The sequence below is a fragment of the Pseudomonas sp. J380 genome (assembly GCF_009827115.1).
In the GTDB taxonomy this organism is placed as follows: domain Bacteria; phylum Pseudomonadota; class Gammaproteobacteria; order Pseudomonadales; family Pseudomonadaceae; genus Aquipseudomonas; species Aquipseudomonas paracarnis.
Window position 1 is genome coordinate 2,580,804 of sequence record NZ_CP043060.1, and the last position, 16,082, is coordinate 2,596,885.

The following is a 16,082-nucleotide window of genomic DNA, read 5'->3' on the forward strand; positions in this document are numbered from 1 at the left end:
ATTACTACCTGCAAGCCAGCACGGCGGGAGATTTTTGTTCATTTTGCAAAGACCTCCAGCAATCGGGGCGCAATTCTATCCAGTGGGCGAATTTCAACAGCAGCATCAATCGCCGCCGCCGCTTTGGGCATGCCATACACCGCCGAGCTCTGCTGGTCCTGGGCGATGGTCAAATATCCTTGTTCACGCATCAGCTTGAGGCCCTGGGCGCCGTCGCGCCCCATGCCGGTGAGCAAGACGCCAACGGCGTCACCGTTCCAGTAACTGGCGACGCTTTCGAAAAACACGTCGATGGAGGGCCGGTAAATCTCGTTCACCGGCTCTGCGGTATAGGCTAACGTGCCATTTTTCAACAAGCGAATATGGTGGTTGGTTCCGGCCAGCAATACCACGCCGGGTTGAGGCGGCTCGCCCTCACAGGCCAGGCGCACCGGCAGGCCGGAAGCGCTGCTCAGCCACTCGGCCATGCCGGCGGCGAAGACCTGGTCCACATGCTGTACCAGCACGATGGCGGCGGGAAAATCCCGGGGCAAACCCTTGAGCAGAACTTCCAGTGCCGCCGGCCCACCAGCCGAAGAACCAATGGCCACCAGCCGTTGACGCTTGCCGGTGACCCGCTGCGGCGGGGTTTCGGCACGCACCCGCGTGCCGCGCTGGCCGATCAGCCAACCAATATTGAGGATCTTGCGCAGCAGGGGCGCGGCCGCATCCTTAGGGTTGCCAACGCCCAGTGCCGGGGTGTCCACCACATCCAGGGCGCCGTGGCCCATGGCTTCGAATACGCGGCTGACGTTGGCCTGGCGGTCGACAGTGACGATCACAATCGGGCAAGGCGTGTCGGCCATGATCTGCCGGGTGGCCTCCACCCCATCCATCACCGGCATGATCAGGTCCATCAGGATCAGGTCCGGGGTCAGCTCGGCGCAACGCTGTACCGCTTCCAGGCCATTGCTGGCCACCCATACCACCTCGTGGGCGGGCTCGTAACTCAGGGCGCGGCGCAAGGCCTCCACCGCCAGGGGCATGTCATTGACGATCGCAATCCTCATGCCCGGGCGCCTCCAATCAGTTCAACCACGGCGTCGAGCAAGGCGTCGTCATGGAAACTGGCTTTGGCTAGATAATAGTCGGCCCCGGCGTCGAGGCCACGGCGGCGGTCTTCTTCACGATCCTTGTAGGAAACCACCATCACCGGCAACGATTGCAGGCGACTGTCACGGCGCAAAAGTGTGACCAATTCAATACCGTCCATGCGAGGCATATCAATATCAGTGATAAGCAGGTCGAAGTCCTCGGAGCGCAATGCGTTCCAGCCATCCATGCCATCGACCGCAACAGCGACTTCATAACCACGATTGAGTAATAATTTGCGTTGCAGCTCGCGCACCGTCAGTGAGTCGTCCACCACCAGCACACGCTTGCGCGGCGCTTCGGTGGCCTGCTGGCTGCGCCGGGCAATGCGCTCCAGGCGACCGGTGTTGAGCAATTTATCCACCGAACGCAGCATGTCTTCGACATCGACGATCAACACCACCGAGCCGTCATCGAGCAAGGCCCCGGCGGAAATGTCCTGGACTTTCCCCAGACGATCATCCAGCGGCAACACCACCAGGGTGCGCTCGCCGATAAAACGCTCCACGGCAATCCCGTATACGGCATCGCGCTCGCGGATCACCACCACCTTCAAGGTATCTGACGGGTTCTGCCCCGGCGGGCGCTGCAGCAACTGGCTGGCGGCAACCAGGCCGACGTGCCGGCCCTCATGCCAGAAATGCTGGCGGCCTTCCAACTGCACGATGTCGTCGGGCGCCAGGTCGCACATGCGTTCGATATGCGCCAGGGGAAAGGCATAGGCTTCTTCGCCGACTTCCACCACCAGGCTGCGCACCACCGACAGGGTCAACGGCACCTCAAGATGGAAGCGGCTGCCCTGCCCCGCCGTCTGCTCCAGCACCACCGCGCCGCGCAGTTGACGAACCATATGTTGCACCGCGTCCAGGCCGACCCCGCGCCCGGACACTTCGGTGACTTTGTCGCGCAGGCTGAACCCTGGCAAGAAGAGGAACGTGAGCAGTTCCTCTTCACTCAGACGCAGGGCCGTTTCAACCGGCGACAGATGGCGGTCGACGATGGTGCCGCGCAGGCGCTCGAGGTCGACACCGTTGCCGTCATCGCTCAATTCCAGCACCAACAACCCGGCCTGATGGGACGCACGCAGGCGAATCAAGCCTTCCGCCGGCTTGCCCGCCAGCACGCGTTGCTCAGGGGGTTCGATGCCGTGATCGACCGCATTGCGTAATAGATGGGTGAGCGGCGCTTCGAGTTTTTCCAGCACGTCCCGGTCGACCTGGGTCTTTTCGCCCTCAATCTCCAGGCGCACTTGCTTGCCCAGGCTGCGACCTAAGTCACGCACCATGCGCACCTGCCCGGCCAGCACATCGGCAAACGGCCGCATGCGGCAGGCCAATGCGGTGTCGTAGAGCACCTGGGCGCGCTGGCCGGCCTGCCAGCCGAACTCATCCAGCTCGGCGTTTTTTTCCGCCAGCAGGGCCTGGGCTTCACTCAGCAGGCGACGGGTATCGGCCAGGGCCTCCTGGGCTTCCAGGTTCAGATCCAGCGACTTGAGCTGGCCGTCCAGGGCATCCAGCGCACGCAAGCTGTTACTTTGAATGCGCTTGAGGCGTTGCAGGCTGGCCAGGTACGGCTTGAGCCGCTGGGTTTCCACCAGGGATTTGCTGGACAAGTCCAACAGACTGTTCAAGCGCTCAGCCGTCACCCGCAGCACACGCTCGCCGCCTTCGGTCATGCGCTTGTTCTGGCGCGGCGCGTCACTGCCGAGCGGTGGCGCAGGCTCCAGCTCGGGCTCCAGCAGCAGCGCGTCAACCCGCGGCGCGGGGATGGGCTCGGGTTTTGGCGCGGGCGTCGCAATCGGCTGCGAGGGATCGAGCAAGCGCTCCATCAGCGCTACGTACGCCTCGATATCCGCCGGCCCCACATCGTTGCCCGGGGTGGCGATACGCATCAGCAGATCAGTGCCTTGCAGTAATGCGTCGATATGTTCAGGTTGCAGATACAGACGGCCTTCCTGGGCGCTGACCAGGCAATCTTCCATTACGTGGGCCACGCTGACGCCGGCATCCACACCGACAATCCGCGCCGCCCCTTTAAGTGAATGCGCGGCGCGCATGCAGGCTTCGAGCTGGTCGGCCTGGGTCGGGTTGCGTTCCAGCGCCAGCAGGCCCGCGCTCAACACTTGGGTCTGCGCATCAGCCTCCAGGCTGAACAGTTCCAACAGCGAGGCATCGCGCATCTGGTCGGGGGTCATGCGAGGCTCCGGGTCACGGCGGACAACAATTGCGCTTCGTCCAGCCAACGCAGGCTGCGGCCTTTCCACTGCAACACGCCTTGGGTGTAGCGTGCGCTGGCCTGGGTGCCGGACACCGATGCGGCCTTCAAGGTGCGCTCATCGATGGCATGGATACCGTCTACTTCATCCACCGGCACCACGACCGGGCCGTCCTGGGCAGCGATGATCAGCATGCGCGGCATGATCCGCCCGCCGCTGGAGCCGGCACTGGTGCTGTCCAGGCCCAACAGTTCCACCAGTGAGAGGCACGCCACCAGCGCCCCGCGTACGTTGGCCACGCCCAGCAGCGCTCGGGAACGCTGGTGCGGCAGCGAGTGGATCGGCTGCAACGGCGCCACTTCCACCAGGCAACGGGTGGCGATACCGAGCCATTCTTCGCCGAGGCGGAACATCAACAGCGAACGGGTGACCACCTCGTTATCCGCTTCGGCAGTTGCCTGCGCGTGATGGTCGTCCTGTTGCAGTGCGTAGCGGTCGAGCAGGCGTGTGGCGGCGGCGGAATACACCGAGCAATTGCGGCAGTGGATATGCTCGGCCAACAACGGGCAGGACTTGTCGCCATGAATACCGATGCGGTTCCAACAGTCGTCAATGGCTTGGGTATCGGTCAGCGTCAGGTCCAGGCCTGCGGTGTCGAGCGCGTCAGGACTACTCATCGTTTGGACTCACTGTCAGCTCGCTCGCTACGGGCGGCGCGTGCCTGAAGACGGCGCGCGCCGGCACTGTCACCCTGGGACTCGAGCAACGCGGCCAGGTGCATCAGGGCCTGGGGATGCTGCGGTTCCAGATACAGGGCTTTTCGGTAATACCCTTGGGCCTCCAGGGCACTGCCAGCCACATCGCTGAGCAGCCCCAACCAGTAAAACACCTGGGCGGCCGGCGGGTGACTGCTCAAATACCGTTCGCAGGCCGCTCGGGCCTCGGCACTTTTGCCCTCGTTGGCCAGGGTTGCGATCTGGCTGAGCAAATCCCCGGCATCGGTAGTCACCACTTTGACCGGTGGCACGTTGGGGCTGACGGTGCTGAACGGCCGCGGCTTGAGCGGTATCGGCACCGCCCTGCGCTGCGGTAGCGGCGCGGGCGTCGGTTTGACCACAGGTGCAACCGGCGGGGCCGGTTCTACATGCCGACTGAAGGCAAAGGACTGCGGCACACCGATGGAGCGCATGCCGTGACGCCCCAGCAGGCTGCCCTCGGCCGGGCCGATAAACAGCACACCGTCTACGTGAGTCAATGCCTTGAGCACATCAAAGACCTGTTTCTGGGTCGGCTGGTCGAAGTAGATCAGCAAGTTGCGGCAGAACACAAAATCGTAGGTTGGCTCATTCGCCAGCAGTGCCGGGTCCAGCAAGTTGCCGACTTGCAGGCGCACTTGTTCGCGCACCCGGTCGGCGATGCGGTAATTACCTGCGTCTTCAGTGAAGTGACGGTCACGAAACTCAAGGTCGGCGCCGCGAAACGAGTTCTTGCCGTACACGCCCCGCCGCGCGCGCTCCACCGACAGCGGGCTGACATCCATGCCCTGCACTTTGAACTGGTGGGGCGCCAACCCCGCATCGAGCAAGGCCATGGCAATCGAATAGGGTTCTTCGCCGGTCGAACACGGCAGGCTGAGAATACGCAGGGCGCGCATCTGGTTGATCTCGGCCAAGCGTGCCTGGGCCAGGCGAGCCAGGGTTGCAAAGGATTCGGGATAGCGGAAAAACCAGGTCTCGGGGACGATCACCGCTTCGATCAGCGCCTGCTGCTCGTCATGGGAGGTTTGCAGGTGTTGCCAGTAAGCCTCCGCCGACTGCGACTGGGACGACTGGCAGCGCTGGCGCACCGCGCGTTCGATAATCGCCTCGCCCACCGAAGCGACGTCCAGGCCGATGCGTTCTTTCAAAAACGCGAAAAACCGCGGGTCATTGCTCATAGGCTCAACTCGGCGGAAAACAGCAAGGCGCGCACTGGCGCGGTCAACAGATCCGCAACGCCAATCCACTGCATCAAGCCCTGGGCATCTTCACGCACCGGCCCCAGGTACGGCGCCTGCCGGTTGTCCAGGCCATAGGGCTGGAATTCGGCGGGGTCGCAACGCAGGGTGTCGGTGGCCTGTTCCAAAATCAGCCCCAGCCAACGCGCCTCACTCCAGGGCTGCGGCTGGTAATTGACCAGCACCAGGCGCGTGCTGGTACGCGCCTGAGCCGAAGTGCCGAACGTCAGGGCGCTCAAGTCGATGACCGGCACCAGCACCCCACGATGGGCGAAGATACCCGCCACCCACAAGGGCGCTTGGGCGATAGGTTTGAGCGCCAGGCGCGGCAGTACCTCGGCCACTTCCGTAGCCTTGAGGGCAAAGCGTTCGTTGCCGATGCGAAACACCAGAAACAACGCCTTTTTCGCTGCCGGGACGGCACCGCGTTTAGCCGCGAGCTCGCTCATCAGACTTTGAAACGCGAGACGCCGCTGCGCAGACCGACCGCAACCTGGCTCAGTTCATCAATGGCAAAGCTGGCCTGGCGCAGGGATTCGACGGTCTGGCTGCTGGCATCGCCCAATTGCACCAGCGCGTGGTTGATCTGCTCGGCACCGGTGGCCTGGGCCTGCATACCTTCGTTGACCATCAACACCCGCGGCGCCAGGGCCTGTACCTGATGGATGATCTGCGACAGTTGCTCGCCCACTTGCTGCACCTCAGACATGCCGCGGCGCACCTCCTCGGAGAATTTGTCCATGCCCATCACCCCTGCCGACACCGCCGACTGGATCTCACGCACCATCTGCTCAATGTCGTAGGTCGCCACAGCGGTCTGGTCGGCCAGGCGGCGCACTTCGGTGGCAACCACGGCAAAGCCGCGCCCGTACTCACCGGCTTTCTCAGCCTCGATCGCAGCATTGAGGGACAACAGGTTGGTCTGGTCGGCCACCTTGACGATGGTGACTACCACCTGGTTGATGTTGCCGGCCTTCTCATTGAGGATCGCCAGCTTGGCGTTGACCAGGTCGGCGGCGCCCATCACCGAGTGCATGGTTTCTTCCATGCGGGCCAGGCCCTGCTGGCCGGAACCGGCAGCCACCGAGGCCTGGTCGGCGGCGGTGGACACTTCGGTCATGGTGCGGACCAAGTCCTTGGACGTGGCGGCAATCTCGCGGGAAGTGGCGCCGATTTCGGTGGTGGTGGCTGCGGTTTCTGTCGCGGTCGCCTGTTGCTGCTTGGAGGTCGCGGCAATCTCGGTGACCGAGGTGGTGACCTGCACCGATGAACGCTGCGCCTGGGACACCAGGGCAGTCAGCTCGGTCATCATGTCGTTGAAGCCGGTTTCAACCGCGTTGAATTCGTCCTTGCGCTCCAGGTTCAGGCGCTTGCTCAGGTCACCGGTGCGCATGACTTCGAGGATTTGAACGATGCGCTGCATCGGCGCCATGATCGCGCGCATCAGCAACAGGCCACACAGCGCGGCGGCGAGAATCGCCAGCAACAGCGAGACGCCCATGCTGATCTTCGCGGCCGCTACCGCATCATCGATGGCGGCGGTGGCGTTGTCGGCGACCTGCTTGTTCTCATTGATAATGTCATTGAGCTTCATGCGGCCTGCTGTCCAGGCGGGGGTCAGTTGCTCGTTGAACAACCTCAGTGCTTCGGCGGCGTTATTGCTCTGATGGGCCGCCAAGACCTGGGCGAGAATCTGGTTGTAGCTCTGGTGCAGTTTTTCGAAGGCATCGAATTCGGTGCGATCCTGGGTGATATTGATCGTCCCTGCGTAGCTGGCCATATGTTGCTCAAGCCGAGCCTCGAAAGACTTGTAGTCCTGTTTGTCGGTTTCGGAAATGCCCTGGTTCTCGTGGATCCCGACCAACTCCTGGGTCTGCAGGTAGCTGTCGACCCAGGCGCTGCGAATCATGGAGCTGAAAAACACCCCGGGCACCGCATCGTCCCGCACTGAGTTTTCGCTGATTTCGATTTTCAGCAGGCGCGAATACGAGACCACGACCATCAGTAGCATGATCGCGATAATTACCGCAAAGCTCGCCAAAATCCTTTGGCGCAGGGTCCAGTTCTTCACAGTAATTCCTCGCAGGGCCATTCAAATGGAGGGGAGTATAGCTGAGCGGCTGCGCGCTTTTATCAAGGCTTTTGATGTGCAGTGCACAGAATGCAGATGTGCTCGCGTTGGCCACAGTTATCTACACAATTTTGGTACGGCGCTGGACCTGTGGCGAGGGAGCTTGCTCCCGTGACGGCCTGACAGCCGACGCCTACCCACCTGCCCCCCCACGATCTGAATGTGGGAGCTGACTTGCCTGCGATGGCGGCCTGACAGTCAACACAGCTGGATTGTGTACATATCCATTCCTGCGGCAATGGCCGCTTAGGGTTCCGCCCTGACGGCGGCTCACTTTTGAAAAGCGCAAAAGTAAGCAAAACGCTCTTGCCCCACCACTCGGCACCTCGCCCAGGCTCGGTGTGCCCGTAATCCGCCAGTGATTTGGGGGGCCGCCGCCACGCGCCATCCATGGCGCGGGGCGGCTAAACCGGCATCCCTGCCGGTTTACCCCCCAAATCCCTGTCGAATTCCGGCCAGCGTGGTTTAACGGGGCGCCTGAGATCAAGATCACAAGCAGATCAAAAGCAAGATCAAGAGCGGCTCGCTTCGCATCGTGGTTACGGTGTTGGTGCCTATGCCGCGATGGCGTGAGTCAGTCAGTCAGTCAGTCAGTCAGTCAGAAATAGAGTGACTGGCCCACCGCATTCGCGGGCAAGCCTGCTCCCACAGGTTTGACTGGCGTGTGGCCCTATTTATGCGTTTAGCCGTACTTGTTTTTCCAGCTCAAGCTTCAAGCCTGGTTCAAGTTTCAGTTGGCGTGCCAGTTCGTCCAGGTAGGCTTTTTCCATGAAGTTTTCTTCGTCCACCAGCATCACGCTGGCGATGTACATTTCGGCGGCCATTTCCGGGGTGCTGGCGGCGCGGGCAACGTCGGTTGGGTCCAGGGGCTTGTTGAGTTCGGCGTGCAGCCAGTGTTGCAGCTCCTGGTCGTTTTCCAGCTTGGTAAATTCGCCTTCGATCAAGGCGCGCTCGCGCTCATCCACATGCCCATCAGCCTTGGCCGCGGCCACCAGTGCCTTGAGAATGCCCTGGCTGTGTTGCTCCACCTGGTCAGCCGGCAGGCGGTCGATGGTTTGCGGCTCGCCTTGGGGCGCGCTGGCCTGCTGGGCTTGCCAGTTGCCGTAAGCCTTGTAGGCAATCACACCCAGTGCGGCCAAGCCGCCGTAGGTGAGCGCCTTGCCGCCGAATTTGCGGGCTTTCTTATTGCCCAGCAGCAAGCCCATGGCCCCCGCCGCCAGGGCGCCGCCGCCGGCACCGCCGAGCATGCTGCCGAGCCCGCCACCGCTGAGCAAGCCGCCGAGGGCGCCCTTGTCATTGGATTTGCGTTGGCCGCCGGCCTTGTTTTGCAACATGTCCTGGCCAGACTTGAGCAACTGATCGAGCAATCCACGGGTATTCATTCGTAGCCTCCAGACACTTGGGTTCGTAGGACCAATAGGCTTCCAGCGTAAAACTAAGTGCCAAAAAGCCGCGATCTAGAGTGCTTCCAGATGTAACGTCATCCTGCGATGCTGGAAATGTCTTGTTGCACATGCAACGCCATCATCCCGCCATCAATCAATTTGCCTTGTTCATCGAACCGCTTAAGCTATCCGGCGTCTGTTTATTGTCCGTTGCGTTTGGCCGAAGGCATGTCCGAACCGTTATTTCTGATCCGCTACGTGCCAGGAACGGCGCGGGATTTGCTCACGACAGGTTGTCTCTATGCACCGCAGGAATTTGCTCAAAGCATCCATGGCCATTGCGGCTTACACCGGTTTGTCGGCCAGTGGCCTGCTGGCCGCGCAGGCCTGGGCCGGGAATCGGGCTGCCGATGGCAAGGCCGTGGCGTTCGATTTCGAATCGCTCAAGGCCCAGGCCAAGCAATTGGCCACCCGTGGCTACCAGGACACTAAGCAGGTGCTGCCGCCGACCCTGGCCACCATGACCCCGCAGAATTTCAACGCCATCGGCTATGACCGTAACCATTCGCTGTGGAAGGAGTTGAACGGCCAACTGGACGTGCAGTTCTTCCACGTCGGCATGGGCTTCAAGACGCCGGTGCGTATGCACAGCGTCGACCCAAAGACCCGTGAAGCCCGCGAAGTGCATTTTCGCCCTTCACTGTTCAACTATGAAAAAACCACGGTGGACACCCAGCAACTGACCGGGGACCTGGGTTTCTCCGGCTTCAAGCTGTTCAAGGCGCCGGAGTTGGACCGCCATGACGTGCTGTCGTTTCTCGGCGCCAGCTACTTCCGTGCGGTGGATTCCACCGGCCAGTACGGCCTCTCGGCGCGTGGCCTGGCGATTGATACCTACGCGAAAAAACGCGAGGAATTCCCCGATTTCACGCAGTTCTGGTTCGAAACCCCGGACAAGAACGCCACGCGCTTTGTGGTCTACGCCCTGCTCGACTCGCCAAGCGCCACCGGCGCCTACCGCTTCGATATCGACTGCCAGGCCAACCAAGTGGTGATGGCGATCGACGCGCACATCAATGCGCGCACCGCCATCGAGCAACTGGGCATCGCGCCCATGACCAGTATGTTCAGCTGCGGCACCCATGAGCGCCGCATGTGCGACACCATTCACCCGCAAATCCACGACTCGGACCGCCTGGCCATGTGGCGCGGCAACGGCGAGTGGATCTGCCGGCCCCTGAACAACCCGGCCAAGCTGCAATTCAACGCGTTCGCCGACACCAACCCCAAAGGCTTCGGCCTGGTGCAGACCGACCATGAGTTCGCCAGCTACCAGGACACCGTCGACTGGTACAGCAAACGCCCAAGCCTGTGGGTTGAACCGACCACGGCCTGGGGCGAAGGCTCCATCGACTTGCTGGAAATCCCCACCACTGGCGAAACCCTGGACAATATCGTGGCCTTCTGGACCCCGAAAAAGCCCGTGGCCGCGGGTGATTCGCTCAACTACGGCTACAAGCTGTACTGGAGCGCACTGCCGCCGGTGAGCACGCCGCTGGCACAGGTCGACGCGACCCGTTCGGGCATGGGCGGTTTTACCGAAGGCTGGGCACCCGGCGAGCATTATCCGAAGGTATGGGCGCGGCGTTTCGCCGTAGACTTCAAGGGCGGCGGCCTGGATCGCTTGCCAGCGGGCACCGGCATCGAGCCGGTGGTGACTTGTTCCCATGGTGAGGTGAAGGATTTCAGCGTGCTGGTGCTGGATAACATCAAGGGCTATCGCATCCTGTTCGACTGGTACCCCACCAGCGACAGCGTGGACCCCGTCGAATTGCGCCTGTTTATACGAACCCAGGACCGCACCCTGAGTGAAACCTGGCTGTATCAGTACTTCCCGCCAGCACCGGAGCAGCGCAAGTACACCTGAAACTAACCGCCTGATCATTCCCACGCCGCAGCGTGGGAATGATCACAGTTGGCTTAGAACCGCGACACGCTTTTCATCGCACCAATCAGATACCGCATCGCCACCTGATCGCTCTCGGTCAGCGCCCGGTATTGCACCAGCAACTCCATCTCATCTGAACTCAACCTTCGACCCCGCAAGGACATCCGACGGCTCAGAAAAGACGCCACCGCACCCGCTACGCCATAGGACTTGGCCATGGACCGCTACTCCTGATATCAGTCAAACACTCCTGGTGCCCATTTCCAAACTCCCGGGAAGCGCAACGGCTTCGCGGACCAACCGCCTGTCTCCCTGGGCCAGGAGTCGGGCTTACCCTTAGCGTAGAAACTATCTCATCATTCGTGGGATTTTTTTAGAGTATTAACTTAAAAAATAACGGCGGTAATAAAAACCTACAGCCATTACTCACGCAGGGGTCGATACAGGTGAATGTCTAGCGGTTCTTGCGCATAAAGCTCAGCGTGGGGTTGCTGCAACAGACGGCAACCATGGCGCAGGTAAAAGTCCACAGTGTTACGCGACTCCGTCGCCGAGATATAGAGCGCTTGGGCCCCCACTTGCCGGCCGTGCTCGCAAGCCAGCGCCAACAACCGCCCGCCCAGGCCAGAACCGCGGGCACTGTGGCTGACATGCAGGAATTTCAGCTGCCGCATCAGCAGGCCCTGGTGATGGAACGGCCGATTGTCCACCACCACTGCGGCAACCAGCACCTGGCCGTCGAATACGCCCCACAACCACCCGCCGCGCTGGAGGCAGGCACGCAGCGCCACCGCATCCTGTTCAGCCTCGCCTTCGGGCCAGCCGCGCATATCATGATGTGTGGCATACAACACCAGTTCGCCGCAGTCCATGCGATAGCACGCCGGGATCAGCTCCGTACGATCGATGGTTGCCAGCAAAGGGATATCGTCTTCGGTTAACGCGCGTTCCACCAGCATAAGCTTCTCCTGCTTAACAACCGCCAAGGATCAGCCTTCCTATAAACGCGAGCAAGAAAAAACCCACCGTATCAGGGTGGGTTTGGCACAGAGATAAGTAGGGTCAATCCCGCAGATCCGACTCATGGATCGGCTGGTCCCGATGGGTTGCCCGCTGGTACTGCGCCGGCCAGATGGCTTTGCGTCCGCCCAGGTCATCGTCGGCATGCAACGGCCAGTACGGGTCGCGCAGCAGTTCACGGGCCAGAAAAATAATGTCAGCCTGGCAGGTACGCAGGATGTGCTCGGCCTGGGCCGGTTCGGTAATCATGCCGACCGTGCCGGTGGCGATGCCCGATTCCTTGCGCACGCGCTCGGCGAAGCGCGTCTGGTAGCCGGGGCCGGTGGGAATCTCGGCATTGGCGGCGGTACCACCGGACGACACGTCGATCAGATCCACCCCGAGGTCTTTCAGGCGGCGCGCCAATTCCACGGTCTCATCCGGGTTCCAGCCGTCTTCCACCCAATCGGTGGCCGACACGCGTACAAACAGCGGCAACTCCTCAGGCCACACGGCGCGCACGGCCTTGGTGACTTCCAGCACAAGGCGAATGCGGTTTTCGAAGGAGCCGCCGTAGTGGTCCTGACGCTGGTTGCTGATCGGCGAGAGAAACTGGTGCAGCAGGTACCCGTGGGCTGCATGGATTTCCACCACCTCAAAGCCTGCGGTCAAGGCGCGCCTGGCGGCGGCGACAAAGTCGGCGATTACTTGCTGGATCTGTGCTTCGTCCAGTGGCTTGGGCTGGGTGTGATTGGGGTCGAAGGCAATCGGCGAGGGCCCCACCGGCACCCAGCCGCCCTCCTCCGGCTTGACGCTGCCGTGTTTGCCGATCCATGGCCGGTGGGTGCTGGCCTTGCGCCCGGCATGGGCCAGCTGGATCCCAGCCACCGCGCCCTGGGCCGCGATAAAACGGGTGATGCGCCGCAATGGTTCGATCTGGGTGTCGTTCCACAGGCCCAGGTCCTGGGCGGTGATACGGCCATCGGCGGTCACCGCCGTGGCCTCGGTAAAAATCAGCCCGGCGCCACCCACGGCCCGGCTGCCGAGGTGCACCAGGTGCCAGTCATTGGCCAGGCCATCGTCGCTGGAGTATTGGCACATGGGTGAAACCGCGATGCGGTTGAGCAGGGTCAATTGGCGCAGGGTATAAGGTTCGAGCAGCTGACTCATGGCGCACCTCTTCTGGGTTCTGTGGGCACTGTTCAACAGTGCATAGAGCCTAGTCGACAACCATCGTTTGCACAGGGTTCAGAAAGGAAAGCGGGAGCCGATTGCCGGCTCCCGGTAGGCAGCGCCTTACATCTCGACCTGGGTGCCCAACTCGATCACACGGTTGACCGGCAGTTTGAAGAACCGCAGGTTGCCGTTGGCGTTTTTCAACATGAAGGCAAACAACACTTCACGCCAACGGGCCATGCCTTTGATGCGCGAGGCAATTACCGTTTCACGGCTGAGGAAGTAGGTGGTGCGCATCGGGCTGAAGTCCAGGTCATCCAGATGGCACAGTTTCAGCGCTTCAGGCACGTCCGGTTCATCGGTGAACCCGAAGTGCAGGATCACCCGGAAGAAGCCTTCGCCATAGGCATCCACCTCGAAGCGTCGCGCCGCAGGCACCCGTGGAATGTCTTCGTAGACCACGGTCAACAGCACCACCTGCTCATGCAGCACCTGGTTATGCAGCAGGTTGTGCAACAGCGCATGGGGCACGGCGTCGGGCCGCGCGGTGAGGAACACCGCCGTGCCCTGAACGCGATGGGGCGGCTGTACGCGGATACTGCTGATAAAGATCGGCAACGGCAGGCCACCCTCGTCGAGACGGCCGACCAGCAATTGCTTGCCGCGCTTCCAGGTGGTCATCAGCACGAACAGCACGATCCCCGCCAGTACCGGGAAGGCGCCGCCCTGGAGGATCTTCGGCGCGTTGGCGGCGAAGAACAGGCCATCCACCAACAGGCAGCAGAGCAACAGCGGCACGGCCAGCACCGGTGGCCATTTCCACAGCAGCAGCATCACCGCTGATACCAGGATGGTGGTCATCAGCATGGTGCCGGTCACCGCCACACCGTAGGCCGAGGCCAGAGCGCCGGAGGACTCGAAACCCAGCACCAGCAGGATCACGCCGACCATCAACGACCAGTTCACTGCACCAATGTAGATCTGGCCCTGTTCGGCACTGGAGGTGTGCTGGATATGCATGCGCGGGATGTAACCCAGCTGGATTGCCTGGCGGGTCAACGAGAACGCGCCGGAAATCACCGCCTGGGAAGCAATCACCGTGGCCATGGTGGACAAGCCCACCAACGGGACCAGTGCCCAGCTCGGCGCCAGCAGGTAGAACGGGTTGCGCGCCGCCTCCGGATCGCCCAGCAGCATCGCGCCCTGGCCAAAATAGTTCAGCACCAGCGCCGGCAGCACCAGCAGGAACCAGGCGCGGGCGATGGGTTTGCGGCCAAAGTGGCCCATGTCGGCGTACAACGCTTCAGCGCCGGTCAATGCCAGCACCACCGCGCCGAGGATCGCCACGCCAATACCGGGGTGAACCATGAAGAAGCGCACGCCCCATGCCGGGTTCAGCGCATTGAGCACTTCGGGTTGCTGCAGAATGCCGTACACCCCCAGGCCGCCCAATACCAGGAACCAGGTAACCATCACCGGGCCAAACAGCTTGCCGATGCGGTCGGTGCCGTGTTTCTGGATCAGGAACAGCGCCACCAGCACCACCAGGGCAATGGGCACTACCCATTTTTCCAGGCCGTCGAACGCCAGTTCCAAGCCTTCGATGGCCGACAACACCGAAATTGCCGGGGTGATCATACTGTCGCCGTAGAACAACGCCGCGCCACACAGGCCACACACCACCAGGAAACTGCGCAATTTCGTGTGCTTCCCGGCAGCTCGCCGGGCCAACGCGGTGAGGGCCATGATGCCGCCCTCGCCCTGGTTGTCGGCACGCAGCACGAACAATACGTACTTGATCGACACCACCCAGATCAGCGACCAGAAGATCAGCGCCAGGATCCCCAGGACGCCGTCATGGTTGACCTGCACCCCATAACCACCGTTGAACACCTCTTTGAGGGTGTAGAGCGGGCTGGTCCCGATATCGCCATAAACCACCCCGACCGCCGCTACCAGCATGCCAATCGGCTTGGCTTTTGAATGCTCGGCACCTGCTGCCTGACTACTTGCCTGACCCATCAACCACTCCTGCCCTTTGACCTGAGGTCTTTTATAAACAGCGCTTCTAAGCTGACCCTAGCATGCGCTGTTTTACTTCTCGTAACAGACGTTTTATTGACCCAAGGGCTTTGCCCGTGCGCAACGGCGCGAAGCATAGCGCAGCACTCGTCGTATTTCCCCGTTCAAGTGAACGGGGTGTCGTTTTAGGCAATCAGTCATAGCGGGCACAGCAGCACTTTGGCGCCTTTTTGCCTGCATTGATCACATTTACGGCCAACCGTATATTCCTGGCCCGGCTCAGTCGTGCTGCGTGGGTGGTGTGAGCAGGAGCGCCTTGGCCGGATTACCTGATCAGTCATTCGTGCATTCGCATGGCGCGCAGTCGATACAAAAACTCAACTATCGGACTGTCTCTTTTAAGGTACACTCCTCATGTACGAAGTGAAACACGTACTGTCAATCAACGGCGTGGATATCTACCAGGCTTGGCTGGATACAGTGCAGGACACGCGTTCGAAAGCAAGAATCACCACCAGAGTGGATGGGGCGTCCCTTGGTCACTTTGGCGTTACCGAGCCAGTGGGTGATGGGGTCTTTGAGATGAAGCTCGACTTCGGCCCGGGGTTTCGCGTGTATTACGCAGTCCAGGATCGAAAAATCATTTTTCTATTGGGCGGTGGTTCGAAGGCCAGACAGCAGAACGATATCGATCAGGCCAAGGCTCTCTGGAAATCTTACAAGGTGCAGCAAAAATGACCATTCGTACCCGCCCGCACGAAGATAGCGTTCTGGAAATGCTTCGCAACGACGAAGCATTCGCCCTCGAATATTTATCTGTCGCGCTTGAGGAAATAGATGAAGCCGGTGGCGAGGACGCTTTCCTTGTCGCTATCCGTCGAGTGGCGGAAGCTCGTGGTGGGATGCTCAGCTTGTCGCAGAACACAGGACTCAATCGAGCAAACCTCTACAGGTCCATCGGCGTCGGCGGTGATCCTAAGCTCTCCACTTTGCTTAAAGTCCTCCAGGCGTTAGGTGTGGGCATGTCTAAAGTGGTATCGCACCGAACAGAACAAGACGTCCAGGCTTAAGCGCGCGCC

At 61.3% G+C, this 16,082-nt stretch carries 14 protein-coding genes; 3 read left to right on the top strand and 11 right to left on the bottom strand.

The window, feature by feature from the left end; genetic code table 11:
* Positions 1–38: 38 nt before the first annotated feature.
* From FXO12_RS11650 to FXO12_RS11680, 7 genes are all read right to left on the bottom strand, one after another.
* Entirely contained in the window at positions 39–1,049 is a 1,011-nt protein-coding gene (locus FXO12_RS11650) for a chemotaxis response regulator protein-glutamate methylesterase (protein WP_034126508.1), read from the bottom strand.
* The gene (locus FXO12_RS11655; RefSeq protein ID WP_054897110.1) at positions 1,046–3,325 is read right to left on the bottom strand and encodes a hybrid sensor histidine kinase/response regulator; all 2,280 of its coding nucleotides are present in this window, start codon (positions 3,323–3,325) and stop codon (positions 1,046–1,048) included. Before FXO12_RS11655 ends, FXO12_RS11650 begins: the two co-directional genes overlap by 4 nt.
* Entirely contained in the window at positions 3,322–4,023 is a 702-nt protein-coding gene (locus FXO12_RS11660) for a chemotaxis protein CheW (protein WP_057976021.1), read from the bottom strand. Before FXO12_RS11660 ends, FXO12_RS11655 begins: the two co-directional genes overlap by 4 nt.
* Positions 4,020–5,282 carry a protein-glutamate O-methyltransferase CheR gene (locus FXO12_RS11665; RefSeq protein WP_054897108.1) on the bottom strand — a complete coding sequence of 421 codons (1,263 nt, stop codon included), beginning with the start codon at positions 5,280–5,282 and terminating at the stop codon, positions 4,020–4,022. Before FXO12_RS11665 ends, FXO12_RS11660 begins: the two co-directional genes overlap by 4 nt.
* Positions 5,279–5,791 (bottom strand): chemotaxis protein CheW, encoded by a 513-nt coding sequence (locus FXO12_RS11670; RefSeq protein WP_034126504.1) that lies wholly within the window; start codon positions 5,789–5,791, stop codon positions 5,279–5,281. The genes FXO12_RS11665 and FXO12_RS11670 overlap by 4 nt, the downstream gene beginning before the upstream one ends.
* Positions 5,791–7,413 carry a methyl-accepting chemotaxis protein gene (locus tag FXO12_RS11675; protein WP_014717193.1) on the bottom strand — a complete coding sequence of 541 codons (1,623 nt, stop codon included), beginning with the start codon at positions 7,411–7,413 and terminating at the stop codon, positions 5,791–5,793. Before FXO12_RS11675 ends, FXO12_RS11670 begins: the two co-directional genes overlap by 1 nt.
* 734 nt (positions 7,414–8,147) lie before the next feature.
* Positions 8,148–8,855 carry a tellurite resistance TerB family protein gene (locus FXO12_RS11680; protein ID WP_057976023.1) on the bottom strand — a complete coding sequence of 236 codons (708 nt, stop codon included), beginning with the start codon at positions 8,853–8,855 and terminating at the stop codon, positions 8,148–8,150.
* 304 nt (positions 8,856–9,159) lie between these two features.
* Here FXO12_RS11680 and FXO12_RS11685 point away from each other — a divergent pair, with 304 nt between their 5' ends.
* Complete coding sequence (locus FXO12_RS11685) at positions 9,160–10,785, top strand: glucan biosynthesis protein D (RefSeq protein ID WP_034126501.1); 1,626 nt, start codon at positions 9,160–9,162, stop codon at positions 10,783–10,785.
* Between the two features lie 53 nt (positions 10,786–10,838).
* Here FXO12_RS11685 and FXO12_RS11690 read toward each other — a convergent pair whose 3' ends face one another.
* The 4 genes from FXO12_RS11690 to FXO12_RS11705 form a co-directional block, all read right to left on the bottom strand.
* Complete coding sequence (locus FXO12_RS11690; RefSeq protein ID WP_014717190.1) at positions 10,839–11,024, bottom strand: hypothetical protein; 186 nt, start codon at positions 11,022–11,024, stop codon at positions 10,839–10,841.
* Between the two features lie 204 nt (positions 11,025–11,228).
* Positions 11,229–11,765, bottom strand: coding sequence for a GNAT family N-acetyltransferase (locus FXO12_RS11695; protein ID WP_054917808.1), 537 nt, complete (start codon positions 11,763–11,765; stop codon positions 11,229–11,231).
* Between the two features lie 103 nt (positions 11,766–11,868).
* The gene (locus FXO12_RS11700; RefSeq protein WP_034126499.1) at positions 11,869–12,975 is read right to left on the bottom strand and encodes an NADH:flavin oxidoreductase/NADH oxidase; all 1,107 of its coding nucleotides are present in this window, start codon (positions 12,973–12,975) and stop codon (positions 11,869–11,871) included.
* A gap of 126 nt (positions 12,976–13,101) precedes the next feature.
* A complete protein-coding gene (locus FXO12_RS11705; protein ID WP_014717187.1) occupies positions 13,102–15,003 on the bottom strand; it encodes a potassium transporter Kup in 1,902 nt (633 codons plus the stop codon).
* A gap of 414 nt (positions 15,004–15,417) precedes the next feature.
* On the opposite strand from FXO12_RS11705, the gene FXO12_RS11710 reads away from it, so the two are divergent.
* Both FXO12_RS11710 and FXO12_RS11715 read left to right on the top strand, forming a co-directional pair.
* Complete coding sequence (locus FXO12_RS11710; protein WP_054897104.1) at positions 15,418–15,741, top strand: type II toxin-antitoxin system RelE/ParE family toxin; 324 nt, start codon at positions 15,418–15,420, stop codon at positions 15,739–15,741.
* Complete coding sequence (locus FXO12_RS11715) at positions 15,738–16,073, top strand: addiction module antidote protein (protein WP_034126496.1); 336 nt, start codon at positions 15,738–15,740, stop codon at positions 16,071–16,073. The genes FXO12_RS11710 and FXO12_RS11715 overlap by 4 nt, the downstream gene beginning before the upstream one ends.
* The last annotated feature ends 9 nt before the right edge of the window (positions 16,074–16,082 follow it).